At 45.6% G+C, this 19,393-nt stretch carries 20 protein-coding genes; 5 read left to right on the top strand and 15 right to left on the bottom strand.

Translation table 11 applies throughout. From position 1 onward, the window contains the following. Positions 1 to 23 precede the first annotated feature (23 nt). Positions 24 to 668, top strand: a complete 645-nt coding sequence (locus P8F77_RS16905; protein WP_270430730.1) for a hemolysin III family protein — start codon at positions 24 to 26, stop codon at positions 666 to 668. Between the two features lie 406 nt (positions 669 to 1,074). Here the strand turns inward: P8F77_RS16905 and P8F77_RS16910 are convergent, their stop codons facing one another. The 5 genes from P8F77_RS16910 to ileS form a co-directional block, all read right to left on the bottom strand. After that, positions 1,075 to 1,470: a hypothetical protein gene (locus P8F77_RS16910; RefSeq protein ID WP_347256205.1), complete on the bottom strand. Its 396-nt coding sequence runs from the start codon at positions 1,468 to 1,470 to the stop codon at positions 1,075 to 1,077. After that, on the bottom strand, positions 1,467 to 1,715 hold the full coding sequence (locus P8F77_RS16915; protein WP_024729294.1) for a GIY-YIG nuclease family protein: 249 nt from the start codon (positions 1,713 to 1,715) through the stop codon (positions 1,467 to 1,469). Before P8F77_RS16915 ends, P8F77_RS16910 begins: the two co-directional genes overlap by 4 nt. A 175-nt stretch (positions 1,716 to 1,890) precedes the next feature. After that, complete coding sequence (locus P8F77_RS16920) at positions 1,891 to 2,583, bottom strand: M23 family metallopeptidase (protein WP_207727523.1); 693 nt, start codon at positions 2,581 to 2,583, stop codon at positions 1,891 to 1,893. Positions 2,584 to 2,621: 38 nt separating this feature from the next. After that, positions 2,622 to 3,560: a SpoIID/LytB domain-containing protein gene (locus P8F77_RS16925; RefSeq protein WP_024729292.1), complete on the bottom strand. Its 939-nt coding sequence runs from the start codon at positions 3,558 to 3,560 to the stop codon at positions 2,622 to 2,624. Between the two features lie 206 nt (positions 3,561 to 3,766). After that, positions 3,767 to 6,883: an isoleucine--tRNA ligase gene (ileS, locus tag P8F77_RS16930; protein WP_270430733.1), complete on the bottom strand. Its 3,117-nt coding sequence runs from the start codon at positions 6,881 to 6,883 to the stop codon at positions 3,767 to 3,769. A 577-nt stretch (positions 6,884 to 7,460) separates the two neighbouring features. Here ileS and P8F77_RS16935 point away from each other — a divergent pair. From P8F77_RS16935 to P8F77_RS16950, 4 genes are all read left to right on the top strand, one after another. Further along, entirely contained in the window at positions 7,461 to 7,718 is a 258-nt protein-coding gene (locus P8F77_RS16935; protein ID WP_024729290.1) for an HPr family phosphocarrier protein, read from the top strand. Between the two features lie 119 nt (positions 7,719 to 7,837). After that, entirely contained in the window at positions 7,838 to 9,286 is a 1,449-nt protein-coding gene (locus P8F77_RS16940; RefSeq protein ID WP_024729289.1) for a nicotinate phosphoribosyltransferase, read from the top strand. 28 nt (positions 9,287 to 9,314) lie between these two features. Continuing rightward, on the top strand, positions 9,315 to 10,052 hold the full coding sequence (locus tag P8F77_RS16945) for a lysophospholipid acyltransferase family protein (protein ID WP_024729288.1): 738 nt from the start codon (positions 9,315 to 9,317) through the stop codon (positions 10,050 to 10,052). A 79-nt stretch (positions 10,053 to 10,131) separates the two neighbouring features. Further along, positions 10,132 to 10,602 carry a hypothetical protein gene (locus P8F77_RS16950; RefSeq protein WP_024729287.1) on the top strand — a complete coding sequence of 157 codons (471 nt, stop codon included), beginning with the start codon at positions 10,132 to 10,134 and terminating at the stop codon, positions 10,600 to 10,602. Between the two features lie 330 nt (positions 10,603 to 10,932). On the opposite strand, the gene P8F77_RS16955 is transcribed toward P8F77_RS16950, so the two are convergent. From P8F77_RS16955 to P8F77_RS17000, 10 genes are all read right to left on the bottom strand, one after another. Further along, positions 10,933 to 11,418, bottom strand: coding sequence for a hypothetical protein (locus P8F77_RS16955; RefSeq protein WP_287519083.1), 486 nt, complete (start codon positions 11,416 to 11,418; stop codon positions 10,933 to 10,935). Between the two features lie 16 nt (positions 11,419 to 11,434). Beyond that, positions 11,435 to 12,208, bottom strand: coding sequence for a phosphoribosylformimino-5-aminoimidazole carboxamide ribotide isomerase (gene hisA, locus P8F77_RS16960; protein ID WP_287519081.1), 774 nt, complete (start codon positions 12,206 to 12,208; stop codon positions 11,435 to 11,437). Between the two features lie 24 nt (positions 12,209 to 12,232). Beyond that, a complete protein-coding gene (locus P8F77_RS16965) occupies positions 12,233 to 12,949 on the bottom strand; it encodes an RluA family pseudouridine synthase (RefSeq protein WP_024729283.1) in 717 nt (238 codons plus the stop codon). Positions 12,950 to 12,957: 8 nt separating this feature from the next. After that, complete coding sequence (locus tag P8F77_RS16970) at positions 12,958 to 13,647, bottom strand: response regulator transcription factor (RefSeq protein WP_006568425.1); 690 nt, start codon at positions 13,645 to 13,647, stop codon at positions 12,958 to 12,960. After that, the gene (locus P8F77_RS16975; RefSeq protein ID WP_287519071.1) at positions 13,640 to 15,133 is read right to left on the bottom strand and encodes a HAMP domain-containing sensor histidine kinase; all 1,494 of its coding nucleotides are present in this window, start codon (positions 15,131 to 15,133) and stop codon (positions 13,640 to 13,642) included. The genes P8F77_RS16970 and P8F77_RS16975 overlap by 8 nt, the downstream gene beginning before the upstream one ends. 78 nt (positions 15,134 to 15,211) lie before the next feature. After that, complete coding sequence (coaBC, locus tag P8F77_RS16980) at positions 15,212 to 16,399, bottom strand: bifunctional phosphopantothenoylcysteine decarboxylase/phosphopantothenate--cysteine ligase CoaBC (protein WP_347256206.1); 1,188 nt, start codon at positions 16,397 to 16,399, stop codon at positions 15,212 to 15,214. Positions 16,400 to 16,408: 9 nt separating this feature from the next. Continuing rightward, positions 16,409 to 16,798: an aspartate 1-decarboxylase gene (gene panD / locus P8F77_RS16985; protein WP_024729280.1), complete on the bottom strand. Its 390-nt coding sequence runs from the start codon at positions 16,796 to 16,798 to the stop codon at positions 16,409 to 16,411. An 11-nt stretch (positions 16,799 to 16,809) separates the two neighbouring features. Next, entirely contained in the window at positions 16,810 to 17,646 is an 837-nt protein-coding gene (gene panC / locus P8F77_RS16990; RefSeq protein ID WP_024729279.1) for a pantoate--beta-alanine ligase, read from the bottom strand. A 10-nt stretch (positions 17,647 to 17,656) separates the two neighbouring features. Beyond that, positions 17,657 to 18,484: a 3-methyl-2-oxobutanoate hydroxymethyltransferase gene (panB, locus tag P8F77_RS16995; protein ID WP_024729278.1), complete on the bottom strand. Its 828-nt coding sequence runs from the start codon at positions 18,482 to 18,484 to the stop codon at positions 17,657 to 17,659. After that, on the bottom strand, positions 18,481 to 19,329 hold the full coding sequence (locus tag P8F77_RS17000) for a DUF2520 domain-containing protein (protein ID WP_024729277.1): 849 nt from the start codon (positions 19,327 to 19,329) through the stop codon (positions 18,481 to 18,483). Before P8F77_RS17000 ends, panB begins: the two co-directional genes overlap by 4 nt. Positions 19,330 to 19,393: the final 64 nt, after the last annotated feature.

Here is a 19,393-nt window from a genome sequence, read left to right on the forward strand (position 1 = left end):
TTTTTATCGGAGGTATATACACTATGAATTATAGACTGAAAGATCCCGGAAGTGCAATCACTCATTTTATTGGCATGGTTCTGTCCGTTATGGCCGGTATACCCTTGATTGTCAGCAGTGTTCAGACTCACGATTATATTCGTATCGCCTCACTGACAATCTTTGTACTGAGTATGATCGGCCTGTACGGAGCCAGCACAACCTACCACTCCGTTTATTCTTCTGAGCATGTGATGAAGGTTTTGAAAAAACTCGATCATGCCATGATCTTTATCCTGATAGCGGGTTCCTATACACCGATCTGCACCATAGTACTGGGCGGCAAAGTGGGCTACGGGCTGCTGACCGCCATTTGGATCATCGCTATTTTAGGAATTGTTTTTAAAATGTTCTGGGTGACTTGTCCTAAATGGGTGTCATCTGTCATGTACATCGCCATGGGCTGGTTCTGCGTCATAGCCATATCTCCGTTATTTAAGAAATTGTCTGCAGTATGCTTCGGACTCCTTTTGGCCGGCGGTATCATTTACACCGTAGGCGGCATCATCTACGCCCTGAAGCTTTCATGGTTTGAAAACCACCGGAAGAATTTCGGACTGCATGAAATTTTTCATCTGTTCGTCATGGGAGGAAGCGCCTGCCATTTGATCATGATGTTTTTTATTTAACGTTTTGTTTGGAGGCAGCATATTGGGGAGATATCAAAAGAAACACAGAAGCATTGTGTTTCTTTTTTCTGCGCAAACCCAAACTTGCCCACATTGCCCGCGGTCATCATGCTATATTCATTTCTGCAGTTAACAAATCATTTTTTACAAAGGAGAAAGAAATGAATATTTTGGAAAACACAGGTTTAAATGAGAGCTATGACTTATGGCAGGTTGGTTTTTTCGCGGAAGATCCGGATGAAGGTGAGATATTGTTTTGCATTTCACAGACATCACAGGCGAAACATGTTCCTTCTGAAGCAGAAAGCCCGGGGTACTCTGTTACGTGGAATTTTTATTTATATACTTCCAATACGGTACCGTTTGAAGTTGTACTGGATTCCAGCGGGTTGGTGAATATTGAGGCTTACCGGGAACATACAGAAGCGATCAGTGAAGTGAATCGTAGGGCTGATGATTTAGATTTGGCTTTAAATAATACAACTTCGGCTTTAAAAGCAGAAATTTCAAAAAAAGCAGATAAAACCAGCTTAGATAATACCAATTCACAACTAGATAAATTTGCAAATAGAAAAATATTGATAAACCGAGGAAGTGTCAGTGTAAACGCTTCTTCTACCGTAGATGCAAGGGTGAATTTTACCGAAGCCTTTTCTTCTACTCCGATAATTGTAATTGGCCTAGAAGGAGCAGTCATGAACAGAAGAGTATCTGCACACACAGTAGACCGTTCCGGATTCACGGTTACAGCTCGCAACGATTCTACAACAAAGTGCGACGGAAATAGTGCTGAAAAACTCACACTTTTATGCCGGGCAGTTTTAATTTCTCTGCCCGGCTCATCTTTTTTATGGCGGCTTCTCTTTTCATCGCCGCCTCTTTTGTATCAAACTCCTCCAGGTACACAAGTTCAACCGGCGTCCGGCCTCTTGTGTACTTGGCGCCTTTGCCCTCGTTGTGGGACTTCAGCCGTTTTTCAATGTCATTGGTCCATCCTGTGTAGAGACTCTTGTCGCTGCACTTTAAAATATATGTATAGCTCTTCATTTATAATTCTCCTTCGTTTATTCGAAGAAAAAGCTGCCGAAGCGGCAGCCTTTCTTCTACAGCAGCCAAAGATGTGAAAAGTAAAATACCCTAAAAAGCAAAGTAAAGTAGAAAGTACATTGACTGTTATTTTTGCTTCTTATATAGTATACGATATTTTTACATCTTTGTTCCACTATTCTAAATAACTGGTTGGATTAATTGTCTTCTTGTCCTTTTCCATCTGCAGGTACACATTTGCACCCTCCAGTGTAAAGCAGTCAGTAGGAGCCGCCACCTTACCGAGGATCTGGTTCTTGGTCACCATATCTCCTTCTTTCACAGCAAGATCTTTCAGCTGTCCATAGAGAGCGGTGTAACCGTTTCCTAAATCCAGGAGTACAGTCTGTCCGTATTCTTCGGTCTTGCGGATTTCTTCTACTTTTGCATTTTTCGGAGCTTTTACTGCCATTCCCTCTTTTGCCTCGATCATGATTCCCTTATTTACCCGGTACTGATCCAGGGATTCAAAATAAATAGTGGAGTCTACGCTGTAAGGCATCAGAATGTTTCCTGTCAGCGGCCAGGCAAGCTTTGTTTTTCCATCATATGATACCGTATTCTGGTTCATAGTCTCTGTGGTCTTTTCAGTCTCTGCCTCTGTCGCTTCTGTTGTCGTTGCTTCTGTTGTTCCCTCGGTAGCCCCGTTATTGACACCGACAGAATCCTTGTTTAAATCTACCTGCTGTTTTGCTAAGTCTCTTTTATTTTTAAATTCTATGCTGTAATATGTCATGATCCCGATAAAAAGGGCCAGTCCTACCAGCATCACCGCATAGTATTTCTTTAATGGGGAAGAGACGTCCCGGTTATGTCCTTTCATTTTCATCACCTCAGTGATAGTTTTACCGAATTCAGAGGCTTTATTCACTGATCAGACATTTTTGTAATTTGAATTCCTGTGTAATAATATTTTAAGATTTTTTTATAGCCTTTTCCGTCCTTGGCCAGCTCATTGGCTCCGTATTGGGACAGTCCGAGTCCAAGTCCTTTTCCCAAGGCGACCATCCTCAGTTTGCCGTCATACGGCTCCAGATAAAAGTTGGTAGAATTCAGCTGAAAGCATTTTGCCCACGCCTCTCCGGTCATAACATATTTTCCTACCTGTACCTTTTTGACATAACCGTTTCCCGTCTTTTCTTTGATTCGTATGGATTTCTTGGCTTCTTCCACCGACAGACTGATCTTTTTCTCCTTTTTTAGCTGAGTCACCACCTGTCCGTATGTAACTGGGATACCAGTCATATATTCCGATGATTCCACATCTTTCAAACTGTCTTTTTCCTGAAGATAAGGGATCTCTTTTCCAAACCATTCTTTGGCACTCAAAGTAGTACCGACGCTGATGCCATGGAAATACGGCTGTATGTACTTTCCCTCATATGTCATGACCTCCCCGGTCGTCTCCCCGACTGCCTGTTTTCTTAACTGATCGGATATTTTATATTTTTGTTCCCCTAGCTTTTCCTGAAGGTTGTCATCCGACTCATGTTTGTATGGAAGAGAATCCTGGCTTATGTTCTTTTTGTCACCCATTCTTCGTATAATATCTGTCCTCAAAATGACCGCCTGGGCTTTTAGCGCCTCTTTTTCATCATCCATAGAAATCTGTGTCGGCAATACACCCAGCAGATAGGATTCTAAGTCCATTGGTTTTCCGCTTACTGTCACAGTATAGCCGCTGGTGTGTGTCTGAAAATCCACAGGTTTTGCTTCTTCTTTTCCTGAAAGCACTACTGTCAGCAGATATGGAACACTGCAGAACAGAAACAGTAAAAAGAAAAGGTAGGACAATTTATTTCTCATCAAAATCCCCCTTCCTGTCCGTCTTATTATTTTATTCAGGACAGGCAGAATGTATTCCAAAAACTATTTTACATAGTCAATCATAATTGTATATAAATAGAAATAAATATTCACAGTCTCAGGATTCTATATTATAAAAGATGGGCGGGATACCCATCTGCTGATGATATCCCGCCCATCTCTTTTTCATCTTTATCTGATGGTTTTTATTCTTCGTTCTTTTTCACCCCAAGAGTTACTTTTTCTCCGTTGATATTCCACTCCTTGGTGAAGCCTGCTGCCTCTCCTGACACAATCCCCGTAGCCAGCACATCGTTCATGACAGTACTTTCATTTTTTGAGATCAGCTCGTTGACTTTTTCATTTGCTTCATAAAAGATCGTGATCTTATCCATCACTTCAAATCCCGCCTCTTTTCTCATAGACTGGACTTTGCTGATGATTTCGCGGACAAATCCTTCTTCGAGAAGTTCTTCTGTCAAATTCGTATCCAGCACAACAGTAAATTCACTGTCCGCCTCTGTCACAAAGCCTTCCTGCTTCACCATTTCTATCAAGAGATCTTCTTCGGAAAGTTCCACCGGCATACCATCAACAGTAAACTCAAGCATTCCCTTGGAATCCAGCTCTGCTTTGGCCTTATTTCCGTCCAGCTCTGTCAGATGCTTGCGGATACCGTTTAAGAGTTTTCCGTATTTCGGTCCAACCGTCTTTAACTGCGGTTTAAAATTATAAGTGGTGAAGTTTGAAACATCATCCGTAAATTCAATGGCTTTTACATTTAATTCTTCGCGGATAATATCCTGATAAAATTCCGGCAGCTCTGAAGGTGCTTTTACATACATCTGTCCGATCGGCTGGCGGTTCTTAATGCTTGCACTGTTTCTGCACGCACGTCCGAGAACTACAATCTTCAGTACAGCGTCCATATTTTCTTCCAGCTCTTTATCACAAAGACTTTCGTCCACAGCCGGGAAATCACACAGGTGGATGCTCTCAGGAGCCTCCTGATCCACACTCTTTACGAGATTCTGATAAATCTCTTCCGTCATGAACGGAATCATCGGAGCCGCTGCCTTGCAGACAGTCGTCAAAGCAGTGTAAAGGGTCATATATGCATTAATCTTATCCTGCTCCATTCCCTTTGCCCAGAATCTCTCACGGCATCGTCTTACATACCAGTTGCTCATCTCATCGACAAATTCCTGAAGAGCCCTTGCTGCTTCCGGAATCCTGTAAGCGCCCAGATTCTCATCTACAGTCCTCACCAGAGAATTCAGCTTGGATAAAAGCCAGCGGTCCATGACCGGCAGTTTGTCATGATCCAGACTGTATTTTGTAGGATCAAACTGATCGATCTCTGCATATAACACATAGAATGCATAGGTATTCCACAGTGTTCCCATGAACTTTCTCTGACCCTCAGTAACAGCTTTTCCATGGAATCGGTTTGAAAGCCATGGGGCGCTGTTTGTATAGAAATACCAGCGGATGGCATCTGCCCCGTGCTCTGCCAGTGCCTCCATAGGATCGACTGCATTTCCTTTGGACTTGGACATCTTCTGTCCGTTTTCATCCAGGACATGGCCTAATACAATGACATTTTTATATGGAGCCTTGTCAAACAGCAATGTAGAGATCGCCAGGAGAGAATAGAACCATCCTCTTGTCTGGTCCACTGCTTCCGAGATAAAGTCCGCCGGGAAATTCTCCTCGAAGATTTCTTTATTTTCAAACGGATAATGCCACTGGGCAAACGGCATGGAGCCTGAGTCAAACCAACAGTCGATGACTTCTTCCACCCGGTGCATCTCTTTTCCGCACTCCGGACACTTCACGGTCACATCGTCAATATATGGGCGGTGCAGTTCGATGTCATCCGGACAGTTGTCAGACATGCTCTTTAACTCTTCAATAGAACCGATGGCGTGCTGATGTCCGCATTCACATTCCCAGACATTCAGCGGAGTTCCCCAGTAACGGTTTCTGGAAATACCCCAGTCCTGGACATTTTCCAGCCAGTCCCCGAAACGTCCTTTACCGATGTTTTCCGGAATCCAATTGACGGTGTTATTGTTCTTGATCAGCTGGTCTTTTACATCCGTCATCTTAATAAACCAGGATTCTCTCGCATAGTAGATCAGCGGAGTATCACATCTCCAGCAGTGAGGATAACTGTGCTCAAAGTCAAGTGCCGCAAATAAGAGCCCTTTTTCTTCCAGTTCTTTAAGGATCAGTTTATCCGCTTCTTTACAAAACGTTCCTGCCCAAGGTGTCTCTTTTGTCATCTCACCTTTTTCATCCACCAGCTGTACGAACGGCAGTCCGTACTTTCTGCCGACCTGAGCATCGTCCTCACCGAATGCAGGGGCGATGTGTACCACTCCCGTACCGTCTGTCAGCGTTACATAGGTGTCGCAGGTTACGTAATATGCTTTCTCTTTCGGTGTCACAAACGAGAACAGCGGCTCGTACTCCTTGTATTCCAGGTCTGTTCCTTTGTATGTCTTAAGCACCTTGTATTCGCCTTCGAGAACACTGTCACAGAGCGCTTCTGCCAGATAATAAGTATATCCGTCATTTTCCACTTTGACATAAGTCTCATTCGGATTCACACAGAGTGCTACGTTTGACGGAAGGGTCCATGGGGTTGTGGTCCAGGCCAGAATATAGGCGTCTTCTCCCTTTACTTTGAATCTTGCGATAGCTGATTTTTCTTTTACATCTTTATACCCCTGGGCAACCTCATGAGAGGAAAGCGGGGTTCCGCAGCGCGGACAGTAAGGAACGATCTTATATCCTTTATAAAGAAGACCTTTGTCCCAGATCTGTTTTAATGCCCACCAGACTGATTCGATATAGTCGTTGTGATAAGTTACATATGGATCGTCCATATCTGCCCAGAAGCCTACCACACCTGAAAAATCTTCCCACATGCCTTTATACTTCCAGACACTTTCTTTACATTCTTTGATGAAAGGAGCCAGTCCGTATTCTTCGATCTGTTCTTTTCCGTCCAGTCCAAGCTTCTTTTCCACTTCAAGTTCTACCGGAAGACCATGGGTGTCCCACCCTGCCTTACGGATGATCTTGTGTCCTTTCATCGTCTGATAGCGCGGGATCATATCCTTGATGACACGTGACAGGACATGGCCGACATGCGGTTTGCCGTTTGCTGTCGGAGGCCCGTCATAAAAAGTATAGGTGTCATCCCCTTTTCTCTCTTCGATACTCTTTTCAAAAATCTTGTGTTCTTTCCAGAACCCTACTGTCTGTTTTTCGCGGTCAACAAAATTCAAGTCGGAAGATACTTTCTTGTACATCGTCTATTTCTCCTTTTTTATTAATAAGCTATGAAATAAAAAAGTGCTGCCCTAAAATAGGACAACACTTGCTGCTTCTATACCACCTATTTCACATACTGACATATGTTATCCTGATAACGGAGGATGCCGGCACAGCTTACTTTATTCAGCTTGCAGCTCAAGAGTGATATTCCTTATGTGCTACTTGCATCAGGCTCCCACCGCCCCTGACTCGCTCTCTGCTTTTACAGCATAAGTACTGTCTCTGTCAACGCTCTTTGAAAATGTTTATTTGTGTTTATTTTAGTATAGGCATTTATAAATGTCAACCACCTTCATGAATTTCTGTTCCCGACAACAAAAACCGCAGGTCTGCATCTGTAAAATCATGGAACGGATCTTCCTACCTGCAGTCACAATAAAACAACACCGGCCTCGTCTTCTTCTGCATAATGAAATCTTAATAAATGACATAAAAATCTTTTTCTCCAAACAAATTTATGGATTTTTTCTTTCACAATATGTTACCATAGATAGTAATAAGATTATATCAAAATACCAAAATAAATCAGGTAACATTTGGAGGTTTTATCTCATGAAAACACTTTCTTATAAAATTGAGGCACCGAACGGACTCCATGCCCGTCCTTGCGTCTCTATCATTGCTTTAGCCAGAAATACCGGCTGCTCTATCGTGCTTTCCTGCAGAGGTATTGAGGCTGCTGCCGAAAATCCCATTGATCTCATGGCCCTGGGAGCCGGATGCGGGGATGAGATATCTGTCACGGTTGAGGGACCAAATGAAGAATCCGTCGGAGAGCAGCTCCTGAATATTCTGGAAACGGAACTTTAAAATTCATCCCACGACGGAAACTGCGGTAAAAACTCATGATTTTTAGTTTACATTTTATGATATAATATATAAAAATGACGATAAATCAAAATCTAACTACACAAAGGAGATATCGGAGGATGATGACTCGAAATTTTACATTGCTTACGGACCTTTATGAACTGACCATGATGCAGGGATATTACAAGTCCGGCAATGACGAGACCGTGATTTTTGACGTCTTTTACCGGGACAATCCTTCCGGCAGCGGCTATGCCATTGCCTGCGGACTTGAGCTGGTTATTGATTATATCAAAAACCTGTCTTTCTCATATGAAGATATTGACTACTTGCGAAGCCTTGACATATTTGATGAAGATTTCCTGGAATACCTTGCAGGATACCATTTTACCGGTGATATTTATGCCATTCCGGAAGGCACTGTTGTTTTTCCGATGGAGCCGCTCTTAAAGGTGATCGCTCCTATGATGGAAGCCCAGCTGATTGAGACTGCCATATTAAATATCATCAATCACCAGAGCCTGATTGCCACGAAAGCCTCCCGCGTCGTCTATGCAGCAGGCGGAAGCGGTGTTATGGAATTCGGGCTGAGACGGGCCCAGGGTGCCGATGCCGGGACATACGGAGCCAGAGCCGCAGTGATCGGCGGATGTGACGGCACCTCCAATGTACTTGCCGGGAAGATGTTTGACCTTCCGGTGCTGGGCACCCATGCCCACAGCTGGATCATGAGTTTTCCGGACGAATATACGGCATTTAAAACCTATGCCGCTCTGTATCCGGATGCATGCATGCTTCTGGTAGACACATATGACACATTAAAATCCGGTGTCCCCAACGCCATCCGGGTTTTTAAAGAGTTGCGGGAAGAGGGCATACATCCCCGCAAAATCGGTATCCGCTTAGACAGCGGAGATCTTGCCTATCTTTCTAAAAAAGCGAGGGCCATGCTGGACGAAGCAGGATTTCCCGAGGCTATTATATCCGCCTCCAGCGATCTGGACGAGAACCTCATACAGAGTTTAAAACTCCAGGGTGCTCCGATCACCTCCTGGGGAGTCGGCACCAAGCTTATTACCTCCTCAGACTGTCCTGCGTTCGGTGGTGTATATAAGCTTGCGGCTGCAAAGCATCAGGGTGAAAAAGACTTTACGGCAAAGATCAAGATCTCGGAAAATCCTGCCAAGGTTACAAACCCGGGAAATAAAACTGTTTATCGGATTTATGACAAGACCACAGGCAAGATCCGTGCGGATTTGATCTGCCTGACAGATGAAGCTTATTCCAGCAAAGAGGACCTGGTCATTTTTGACCCGATCGCTACCTGGAAAAAATCTACGATCATAGGTGGAACCTATACACTCAGAGAACTCCTGGTTCCCGTGTTCCTGAAAGGACAGTGTGTCTACGAAAATCCTTCGGCTATGGAGATCAGAGATTACTGTACCGGAGAGCTCAACACTCTGTGGGACGAGACTCGGCGTTTAGTCAATCCGCAGAATGTCTATGTGGATCTCTCTAAACCTCTGTATGATTTAAAAAATCAGCTGCTCTCTCAAAAGCCGTAAAATAAAGAATATTGAAAGGAGAATCTCTATGATTCGTTTTTTTGCTGATATCATATATCTTTTTTTCTTCCTGACTCTCACTTTTCCGATGTACCCGCTGTTTAACCATTGGAATAAAACCGGGCAGGAACAACGCAGGGCAAAGAAAGCCCAGTCTATGGTCATGAATGCATTTAAGATCTGCCTTCGGTTTGCAGGCACTAAAGTCATCGTAGAAGGACGCGAGAATATACCCGAGGATACCGCGGTCCTCTATGTAGGGAATCACAGCAGTTATTACGATATCCTGTGCAGCTACGTGGCAACTCCCCACGGCGCCGGATTTTTCGCGAAAAAAGAGATGGGTAAGATTCCTTGCCTCAGCCACTGGATGACATTCATCAACTGCCTGTTTCTGGACAGAAAAAATATCAAAGAAGGTATGAAGACGATCAACAAAGGCACCCAGTATCTGAAGGACGGATTTTCCATGGTCATTTTCCCGGAAGGCACAAGAAGCCAGGATGAAGATCCACACACATTTAAAGAAGGCAGCCTAAGACCCGCTTTGAAATCAAAGGTGCCGGTAATTCCCATGGCAATCTCCGGTACGCCGGATATTCTGGAGAACAACAAAAAATACACTGTGAAGCCTGCAGAGGTCCATATCACATTCGGCCGGCCGATCTATCCAGACCAGCTGGACCGCCAGGCCCAGAAACATCTGGGGGCGACAGTTCGTGAAGAAATTATCGAAATGAGAAAAAAACATAAGACAATGGCCTGAAAAGATGATATAATGTTTTTTAGGCATGCCGTACGAGGGCATGAAGTTTAAGATGTGAAAAGCCAGGAGGAAGAAAGAAATGCAAGTATGGATGGTTTTATTGATTATTGCTGTCGTCATTATTGCTGTTCTTGCCATTCTGTATTTTGTAGGAAACAAACTTCAGAAGAAGCAGGAAGCCCAGCGGGCACAGCTGGAGAGTGCAGCTCAGATGTATTCAATGCTGGTCATTGATAAAAAGAAGATGAAGATGACAGAGGCAGGTTTTCCGAAGATGGTCATCGACCAGATTCCAAAGCGCGGCAAGATTGCCAAAGTACCTGTGGTAAAAGTAAAGATCGGGCCGAAGATCACTCCATTGTTATGTGATGAACTGATCTACGATCAAGTGCCTGTCAAAACCGAGATCAAAGCCAAAGTCAGCGGCATATATATTACCGAAATCCACAATCTGCGCAACGTTGCACCGCCGCAGGAGCCCAAAGGATTCTTCAAGAAGTTTAAGAAGAAAACGATCGAAGCATCCCGTAATGTTTCAGGCAGGAAATAGGAAGAATTGAAACATAAGAATTAAAAATATGACATATACCCGCAAAAGCGGCCGATCAAATATGACCGGTCGTTTTTGTTATTTCATGCAGAGCTTTTTCCATTCTTTGTCTATCTTTTGTTCCATTTCCTCCATGGTCAACAGTCCGTTGAAAGAGTCATACTCTGTTACACAGGAGGCTCCCCCGGTATGGATAGACGCTTCGCCGACCTGCAGAAGCTTGCCCGGCAGAAACCACTCTGATGCAGCTTTTTGCTGTTCCCGGCTAAATAACCCTCATAACATAAAAGCTGTGCCACCCAAAAAGGATAGTACAGCTTTCCTGTTCACCTATTTTTTTGCTCTGCGCTCTTCAATCCTGACAATGACATATCCCTGGTCTTCGGTGTCAATGTAGCCGAGTCTTAAATACTGTCCATCTTTCTTAATGTATCCTCCCTGAGTAGAAGGCAGATGATACCCGAATTTCTTAATAAAGCGGTCTCCGTAAGAAAAATGTAACCCTTTGATGTCGAAGCTCTCCTGCTCCGTATCTTCATTTGTCTCCCCGCCCTTGGACGCCGGAATAAAATTCTCTACGTAGCCTTCGATTGTTTTGTAGTTCCCCTGTTTATATGCGTGGATGATCCTTACATACCCATAGCAGAATCTCAGAGCCGCCACGGCACAGATCACAAGGCAGACTCCACCAAGCAGCTTAAAAAAGGATTTCTTAGACGCAAAAATAAGGATCAGCCCGATCACTCCGAGAATTGCAAACGGAATCACCCAATGGGGCTGTATAGTAAAATTGCTGGCTTCATACCATAGTTTCATATATATTCCTCCAATATCAATCACAATAACCAAGGACTCTCTCAAATTCCATAGGCCCGCCGAATAAATCCAGAGCGCTGCCGACGGTCACATCCACTCTGTTTCTTCCTTCTCTTTTGATCAGTTCAAGGTCGGCAAAGTCCTTTATGCCTCCCGCGTATGTTACAGGGTTTCCCATGTAGCTTCCGAGAATCCAGACCAGTTCCTCGTCAATGCCCTGTCCCTTTCCCTCCACATCGACCCCATGAACGAGAAATTCCGAGCAGTATTCTTCCATCTCCTCTAAGCGTTCTTTTGTAAGAATAACATCTGTAAACTTCTGCCAGCGGTCTGTGACGATATAATACTCTCCGCCCTTCTTCCTGCAGCTGAAATCCAGCACCAGATGCTCCCGCCCGACGATATTCGAAAGCTGTCTCAGGCGCTCAAGCCGGATCAATCCTCCGGAAAATACATAGGAAGTGACGATCACATGGGATGCCCCCTGTTTAATAAAAAAGGAAGCGTTCTCGTCAGTGATGCCGCCTCCAACCTGAAGTCCTCCCGGAAATTCACGCAGTGCCGCCAATGCTTCCCGTACATCCGCATCATAATACTCTGAGCTTTTAGGGTTCAGGATAATGATATGTCCTCCGGATAAACGGTGCTTTCTGTATAGTTTACCATAAAAACTTCCGTCATGTACGGAAACAAAATTTTCTTCTGCATGGTCTCCCTTGTCTAACAGGCTGCCTCCCACAATCTGCTTAATCTTTCCGTTATGAATATCAATGCACGGCCTGAATTTCATTTCGCCTTCCCTCTTTTCGTGTCTCTACCAGGCATCCAGCTCTTCCAGCATAAGAAATGCCTTCCCTTTCGGCTCCGCCTTAAAGGTACATGCCTCCCCGGTCACCGGATGCCGAAAACTGATCCTGGTAGCATAGAGTCCTATCTCTTCGTATTGTTTCTTCGTCTTTTGGAATTTCTTATTGTATTTAGTGTCACCGTAAAGTCCAAAGCCTCTGGCGGCAAACTGGACCCGGATCTGGTGGTGTCTCCCGGTCATGAGATGAATCAGGCAGTAGGTAAGTTTCCCTTCCCCTGTCTCCACCATATCCAGAACCTCGTAAGACAGCTCCGCTTTCTTTGCTCCCTGCGTTTCCCCCGGCACGGTGCAGGACGTATTTTTCTTATCGTCTTTCAACAGATAATCCGTAAATACCCCGTCCTCTTCAGGAAGCCAGCCGTTTATAATGGCCTGATAATCCTTCTCAAATATATGTTCCCTGATCTGGCGGCTCAGCTCTGCCGCCGCCTCCTTCGTCCTGGCAAACAACATGACGCCTCCCACGGGACGGTCAAGCCGGTGGATCACATAGAGCTCCGGTTCCCTGTCAAGGTTCTCCTCAAAAAAGAGCTGGTTTTTAAGACTGTGAAATACATCCATATCTCCGCTCTTGTCATCGGCCGTGGGCATCCCCGCCGGCTTTTCACAGACGGCAATATCCTGATCTTTGTAAAGTATCTTTACTTCTCTTTTTCTTCTCATGACTGCTCCTACATCTTAAACCGGTATCCGACACCCCATATGGTCTCGATATACTGCGGCTTTGCAGTGTTAAGTTCAATCTTCTCCCGAATCTTTTTAATATGGACGGTGACCGTGGCAATGTCTCCGAGAGATTCCATATCCCAAATTTTATTAAATAATTCCTCTTTTGTAAATACCCTGTTTGGATGGCTGGCAAGAAAAGTTAAAAGGTCAAACTCTTTCGTCGTAAATGCCTTTTCTTCTCCGTTCAGATAGACTCTTCTTGCGGTTTTATCAATTTTGAGTCCGCGGATCTCCACCACATCATTTTCCTGGGTGTTGCTGGATACCAGACGGCGGTATCTCTCTAGATGAGCCTTTACTCTGGCAACCAGTTCGCTCGGACTGAACGGCTTTGTGATATAATCATCTGCTCCCAGACCCAGTCCGCGGATCTTATCGATATCCTCCTTCTTGGCGGATACCATCAGGATCGGAATATCTTTCTTCTCCCGGATCTGCTTGCAGATCTCGAAACCATCCACACCCGGAAGCATAATGTCCAGAATAATCATATCAAAATCTTCGGTAAGGCCCAGTTTCAGACCTTTCTCTCCGTCCGTCTCAATCTCTACTTCAAAAGAACTCAGCTCCAGATAATCCTTCTCAAGCTCTGCGATGGCCAGTTCATCTTCTACAATTAAAACTCTACTCATTACTCTCTTCCTCCTGGGTGTCTGCGATTTTATTTAATGTAAAAAATATTGTGGTGCCGGAGCGCAGCTTGCTCTCCGCCCATATCTCTCCCCCATGTTCTTCAATGATCTTCTTACAGATGGAAAGTCCCAGTCCGCTGCCTCCGGCAGAATTCCTGGACATATCCGCGCGGTAGGTTCTGCGGAAAATATTGGGCAGATCCTCCCTGGAAATACCGATGCCGTTGTCTTTAATCGCAACCTGGATCTTGCGGTCCAGCTCTTTTAATGTAATGCTGACCTTGCCCTTCGCTTTATTGGTATACTTACAGGCATTGTTAATGATGTTGTTCATCACCCGCTTTAACTGTTCAGGATCAGCCATCACCGCTACATTTGCGGAACAGTAGTTGCTGTATGAGAACATCATTCCCTTCTGCTCCAGGTCTGAACCAATCTCATCCACACAGTCTTTAAAGTAGGCGTTAATATCGATCTTCCTGAAATTATAAGGAATAATGTTGGAATCGATCTTGGAATACAGGGACAGCTCATTGATCAGCACATCCATGTCGTTGGCCTTGTTGTAGATCGTCTTAATATACCGGTCCATCTTCTCCGGCGTGTCTGCCACTCCGTCCATGATCCCCTCCACATAGCCTTTGATGGCTGTGATCGGCGTCTTCAGGTCATGAGAAATGTTGCTGATCAGGTCACGGTTCTGTTTTTCATAGATAATTCTTGCCTCAATAGACTCTTTTAATTCCGCCCTCATGGCATTAAAGGAAGCACAGAGTTCCCCGATCTCATCCTTGCTGTTGATCTCCACATCGTCGTCTAAGTTGCCCTCCTTGATCCGGTCTGCACCTTCTTTGAGTTTCTTTAACGGCCTTATGAACTCAGAGTACATAAACCAGGAAAGCAGAAAACTGGTAAGAATCAGGATCGCCACAATCGAAAAGAAGACCTGGCTTATAATATTCTTATAATGAGGCAGGACTGTCTCCAAATCTGTCAGAATAAACGCAGAGCCTTTGCTTCCGTCGGTATACTGAAAGTCCTGCTGCTTGACAAGAAAATTTTCCGGTTTCCCGAGAAATACTCCGCTGTCCTGGCTGCTGATCTCACTCCCAAACCCGGGAAGTTTCTTCTCCGTCTCGGTGTGATCTTCTTTTGTTCCCCGATATACGATTGTCCTTCCTTTTCTGATGATCAGATAAGACTCTTTTTCTTTTAACCTCTGATTGATCCTGTTCAGGTAATCCGTATCCTCAAAGGCCGCGGGATTCTCGATGGCACTCCTCTTCAAGTCGTTGAAACAGGACTTCGTCTCATTGTTCATCGTTTTCAATGGATTGGCGAATCCTTCGATTCCATTGGAATATATGTTTTCGTTGGTTGTGCGGATATACCCTACACTTAAAGCAGCGATTGATACTACCATCAAGAAAATCGGCAGTATAATCGCTGGCAAAAATATAATTCTTACTTTGTTCACTACTTTCATGACCCCGTACCTTCCTGCTGCTTTTGGTACTTCTATTATATCATAGGAAGGTGGGAAAAAGAGTATTTGAATAAAGTTTTATGAAGTTTTAATAAAATCTAAAATGGCATCTGCCACATCTTCTTTGGACATGATGGGAAGCTGTTTTTCCCGGTCATCGGTGATCAGCGTCACCACATTTGTATCCGTCCCGAATCCCGCTCCGGACTCCTTCAGATTGTTGGCTACAATCATGTCGATCTGCTTTTTCTTAAGCTTCTTTCTGGAATTCTCCAGCATGTTCTGGGTCTCCATAGAAAATCCGCAGATAAACTGGCCTTCTTCTTTTGTTTGGCCCAGCTCCTGTAAAATATCTTTTGTCCGGACTAGAGGAATGGACATATCCCCATCGGTCTTTTTCATCTTCTCATCGCTTACCCGGGCCGGAGTATAATCTGCCACAGCCGCCGATTTAATGATGATGTCCTGTTCCTTTTTTCTGCTCATCACAGCCTCATACATATCGGCTGCACTTACAACCGGCACTGTGGTAACGAACATCGGCGGCTCAAGCTCTACCGGGCCGGTAACCAGGGTCACATCAGCACCCCGGAGCATTGCCATCTTTGCCAGGGCATAGCCCATCTTCCCTGTCGAGTGATTGGTGATATACCGCACAGGACAAATCGCCTCTCTCGTGGGTCCAGCAGTAATCAGCACCTTATTTCCTGCAAGATCCTTCGGCCGGTGCACAGCCCGCTCAATATAAGCCATGAGGACTTCCTCAGAGGGCATTTTCCCCGCACCTGTATCCCCGCAGGCCAGATGTCCGCTGGCCGGCTCGATAACCGTATAACCGTATGTTCTGAGTTTCTCAAGATTGTCCTGAAGGATTGGGTTCTCATACGTATTTGTATTCATAGCAGGCGCGATCAGGACGGGACTTTTGCATGCCATTACGGTGGTTGTCAGCATGTCATCTGCAATTCCGCCTGCGATCTTTCCGATCACATTGGCGGAAGCCGGAGCGATCAGCATGGCATCTGCTTTCTTTGCCAGTGACACATGCGCCACATGAAATTGAAAATTCCGGTCAAAGGTTTCCACCAGACATTTTGTATTGGTCAGTGATTCAAATGCAATGGGATTGATGAAGTTGGTTGCATTTTCTGTCATGATCACATGGACTTCGCATCCCCTTTTTATCAGCATGCTCGCCATGTTAGCCATCTTATAGGCCGCCACGCTTCCCGTGACACCCAAGACGATTGTTTTTCCACTCAGCATAGTCTTCTCCTACATATCCTCCAGCCGGCCATGTTTTTCATAGCTGGTCAGACGGGTGATCTTATTATTGTCATCTACAAACACTACTTTTGGTTTATGCTCTTTTGCCTCTTCCGGCGTCATTTCAGCATAACACATTATAATGATCTTGTCTCCCTGGGATACACACCGGGCCGCCGCCCCGTTTAAACAGATCATGCCGCTTCCGGGCTCTCCGGCAATGGTGTATGTCTCAAACCTGCTGCCGTTATTGATATCAACGATGGCCACCTTTTCATATTCCAGAATGCCTGCTGCCTCCAAAAGTTCGGGGTCCACCGTGATACTTCCCACATAGTCCAGTTCTGCCTGTCTCACCGTGGCCCTGTGGATCTTTCCTTTTAACATCGTAAGCTTCATCATCTTTCTCCTTACACTAACACATTGTCGATCAGTCTTGTTTTTCCGATATAAACTGCCATAGCCAGCATACAGCCGCCTTCCAGTGTCTTCACCGGCTGCATGGACAGAGCGTCCACCGCCTCAACATAATCAATCCTTGCCAGCGGCTCTGTCTGTATTTTATCCTTCATAGCCAGGACAACCTTCTCAGCATCCTTTTCGGTCTTTGCAAGCTCTGCTCCCAGCCGCACCGCCTGACTCAGAATCAATGCGGCTTTTCTTTCCTCCGGTGAAAGATATGTATTTCTGGAACTCTTGGCGAGTCCGTCTTCTTCTCTTACGATCGGACAGCCCACGATCCGGATATCCATATTCAGATCTCTCACCATGCGTCTGATCACCGCCAGCTGCTGGCCGTCCTTCTGTCCGAAATAGGCTCTGTCCGGAGTGACAATATTGAAAAGCTTCGTGACAACCGTGCAGACTCCCCTGAAATGCACCGGCCTTGTTTTCCCACAGAGTCCTTCCGTCAAAACGCTCATATCAACGAAAGAGCAAAAGTCGCCGGCATACATCTCCTCCGGTTCCGGATGAAAGATCAGATCTGCCCCTGCACTCTCACAGATCTGTGCGTCATGTTCCAGGTCTCTCGGATAATCGGCCAGATCCTCCGCCGGGCCGAACTGCATCGGATTTACAAAAATACTCACGACGACTCTGTCGTTTTCTTTTCGTGCACAATCTACCAGACTTTTATGCCCTTCATGGAGATACCCCATGGTCGGCACGAATCCGACGCTCTGCCCCTGCATCTTCCATTCTTTTATCTGTTTCCTGACATCATCTACTGTACTGACAATCTTCATGATCCTCTCCTTAATACAACTTCTCTATAATATCGTCGTCGATCGCAAATGTATGCTGTTCTTCCGGAAATGTCCCGTCTCCTACTGCCCTGACATACTCCTGCACTGCCTCTTTCATGACCGGGCCTGCGTTTCCGAACTGCTTTACAAACTTCGGTACAAAATCCCCGTACATATTCAGCATATCCTGGTAAACGAGGACCTGACCGTCACAGTCTGCCCCTGCGCCGATGCCGATGGTCGGAATGCGGAGTTTCTCAGAAATAAGCTTTGCAAGTTTTGCAGGAACGCACTCCAGCACGACCGCAAATGCTCCGGCTGCTTCTACTGCCAGGGCATCCTCCAAAAGCTTCTTCGCCGCTTCTTTGCTTTTGCCCTGTACTTTAAATCCTCCAAAGGCGTTTACGGACTGCGGAGTAAGGCCTACGTGGGCCACGACCGGAATGGAAGCCTTGACAATGGCCTCGATATGCGGACACACGTCCTTTCCGCCTTCCAGCTTAACTGCCGTAGCTTCTGTCTCTTTCATGATCCTTCCGGCATTGACCACTGCATCGTATACAGACGTCTGGTAGGACATAAATGGCATATCCACTACGACAAGCGCATTCTTTGCTCCCCTCACAACCGCAGCGCCGTGGTGGATCATGTCCTCCACAGTCACCGGGATCGTCGTGTCATAGCCGAGCATAACCATCCCCAGGGAATCTCCCACTAGGATCGAATGAATGCCGGCCTCGTCAAACAGCCTGGCCGTGGAATAGTCATATGCTGTGAGCATGGAGATCTTCTCTCCCTTTTCTTTCATCTTCTGAAATGTACTTACTGTGTTCTTCAATGTTCTTCCTCCAATATTCTCTCCATATGTTCATAGCTTCTCATCGGATATTTGCTTTTCGCAATCCTTATCAGCTCCCTGCACAGAGGAAGGTAGATCTCCTTCTCTTCTCCGGAAAGAGCATTTAAATTCTTTTCCACAGTAGCTGCATCATTTCGCTCCACCGGTCCTGTCAAAGCTACTTTCGGCCCCGAACGAAGAATATTTTCAAGATTCGGCCGGACAAGAGGAGCAAGCGCCATAAGGCCCTCCTGCTCACTGAATCCGCAGCTTTCAAGAATCCTTAAAGCCCGGTTCATCAGCGCCGCCATCTGGTTGGACGCCATGACCGCGGCCGCATGATAGCGAACCTTGTGCTCCGCCTCGATCTCCACGACCGGGTTGGGCAACACGCTTAAAAATGAGAGCATCTGATCTCTGTGCTCCCTGTCACCCTCAAGGGTAAACAAGGCTTCAGAAAGATCTTCATATGAAGTTTTCTTACTGTTAAATGGAAACATTGGATGGATAGAATAGCCGTAAGCCCCTGCTTCGGTTATTTCAGAGAAAATAGCGGAACTTAGGGAACCGCTGCAGTGACAGATAAACTTTTCCCGGACCGGAAAAGCTCTGATCTGCTCCCACACGTCTTTGATCCGACCGTCGGGAACAGTAATGAAAAGAACATCACACATTGATAATAATTTGTCAAATGAATCAAAACTTTGTGTGTGTGCTGCGTCTGCCGCCGCCTGGGCTGAAGCCTTGCTGCGGCTGGCATACCCTGCCAGAGGGATGCCGTAATGTACGAAATACCTGCCAAGGGAACAGCCTGCTTTGCCTGCCCCGATAAACCCTGCTTTCATACGGAATAATCACCTGCCTTCTTGAGGTGATGTCCTTCATAAGATTCGATCACTGGTATGATTT

The organism is Anaerostipes sp. PC18 (assembly GCF_039789045.1).
Classification (GTDB): Bacteria; Bacillota; Clostridia; order Lachnospirales; family Lachnospiraceae; genus Anaerostipes; species Anaerostipes hominis.

Excerpts from the sequence above, each read along its gene's own strand:
- P8F77_RS16905 (WP_270430730.1), top strand. The coding sequence starts at position 24 with ATGAATTATAGACTGAAAGATCCCGGAAGTGCAATCACTCATTTTATT.
- P8F77_RS16915 (WP_024729294.1), bottom strand. The coding sequence starts at position 1,715 with ATGAAGAGCTATACATATATTTTAAAGTGCAGCGACAAGAGTCTCTAC.
- P8F77_RS16920 (WP_207727523.1), bottom strand. The coding sequence starts at position 2,583 with ATGAAAATGAAAGGACATAACCGGGACGTCTCTTCCCCATTAAAGAAA.
- P8F77_RS16925 (WP_024729292.1), bottom strand. The coding sequence starts at position 3,560 with ATGAGAAATAAATTGTCCTACCTTTTCTTTTTACTGTTTCTGTTCTGC.
- ileS (WP_270430733.1), bottom strand. The coding sequence starts at position 6,883 with ATGTACAAGAAAGTATCTTCCGACTTGAATTTTGTTGACCGCGAAAAA.
- P8F77_RS16935 (WP_024729290.1), top strand. The coding sequence starts at position 7,461 with ATGAAAACACTTTCTTATAAAATTGAGGCACCGAACGGACTCCATGCC.
- P8F77_RS16940 (WP_024729289.1), top strand. The coding sequence starts at position 7,838 with ATGATGACTCGAAATTTTACATTGCTTACGGACCTTTATGAACTGACC.
- P8F77_RS16945 (WP_024729288.1), top strand. The coding sequence starts at position 9,315 with ATGATTCGTTTTTTTGCTGATATCATATATCTTTTTTTCTTCCTGACT.
- P8F77_RS16950 (WP_024729287.1), top strand. The coding sequence starts at position 10,132 with ATGCAAGTATGGATGGTTTTATTGATTATTGCTGTCGTCATTATTGCT.
- P8F77_RS16955 (WP_287519083.1), bottom strand. The coding sequence starts at position 11,418 with ATGAAACTATGGTATGAAGCCAGCAATTTTACTATACAGCCCCATTGG.
- hisA (WP_287519081.1), bottom strand. The coding sequence starts at position 12,208 with ATGAAATTCAGGCCGTGCATTGATATTCATAACGGAAAGATTAAGCAG.
- P8F77_RS16965 (WP_024729283.1), bottom strand. The coding sequence starts at position 12,949 with ATGAGAAGAAAAAGAGAAGTAAAGATACTTTACAAAGATCAGGATATT.
- P8F77_RS16970 (WP_006568425.1), bottom strand. The coding sequence starts at position 13,647 with ATGAGTAGAGTTTTAATTGTAGAAGATGAACTGGCCATCGCAGAGCTT.
- P8F77_RS16975 (WP_287519071.1), bottom strand. The coding sequence starts at position 15,133 with ATGAAAGTAGTGAACAAAGTAAGAATTATATTTTTGCCAGCGATTATA.
- coaBC (WP_347256206.1), bottom strand. The coding sequence starts at position 16,399 with ATGCTGAGTGGAAAAACAATCGTCTTGGGTGTCACGGGAAGCGTGGCG.
- panD (WP_024729280.1), bottom strand. The coding sequence starts at position 16,798 with ATGAAGCTTACGATGTTAAAAGGAAAGATCCACAGGGCCACGGTGAGA.
- panC (WP_024729279.1), bottom strand. The coding sequence starts at position 17,646 with ATGAAGATTGTCAGTACAGTAGATGATGTCAGGAAACAGATAAAAGAA.
- P8F77_RS17000 (WP_024729277.1), bottom strand. The coding sequence starts at position 19,329 with ATGAAAGCAGGGTTTATCGGGGCAGGCAAAGCAGGCTGTTCCCTTGGC.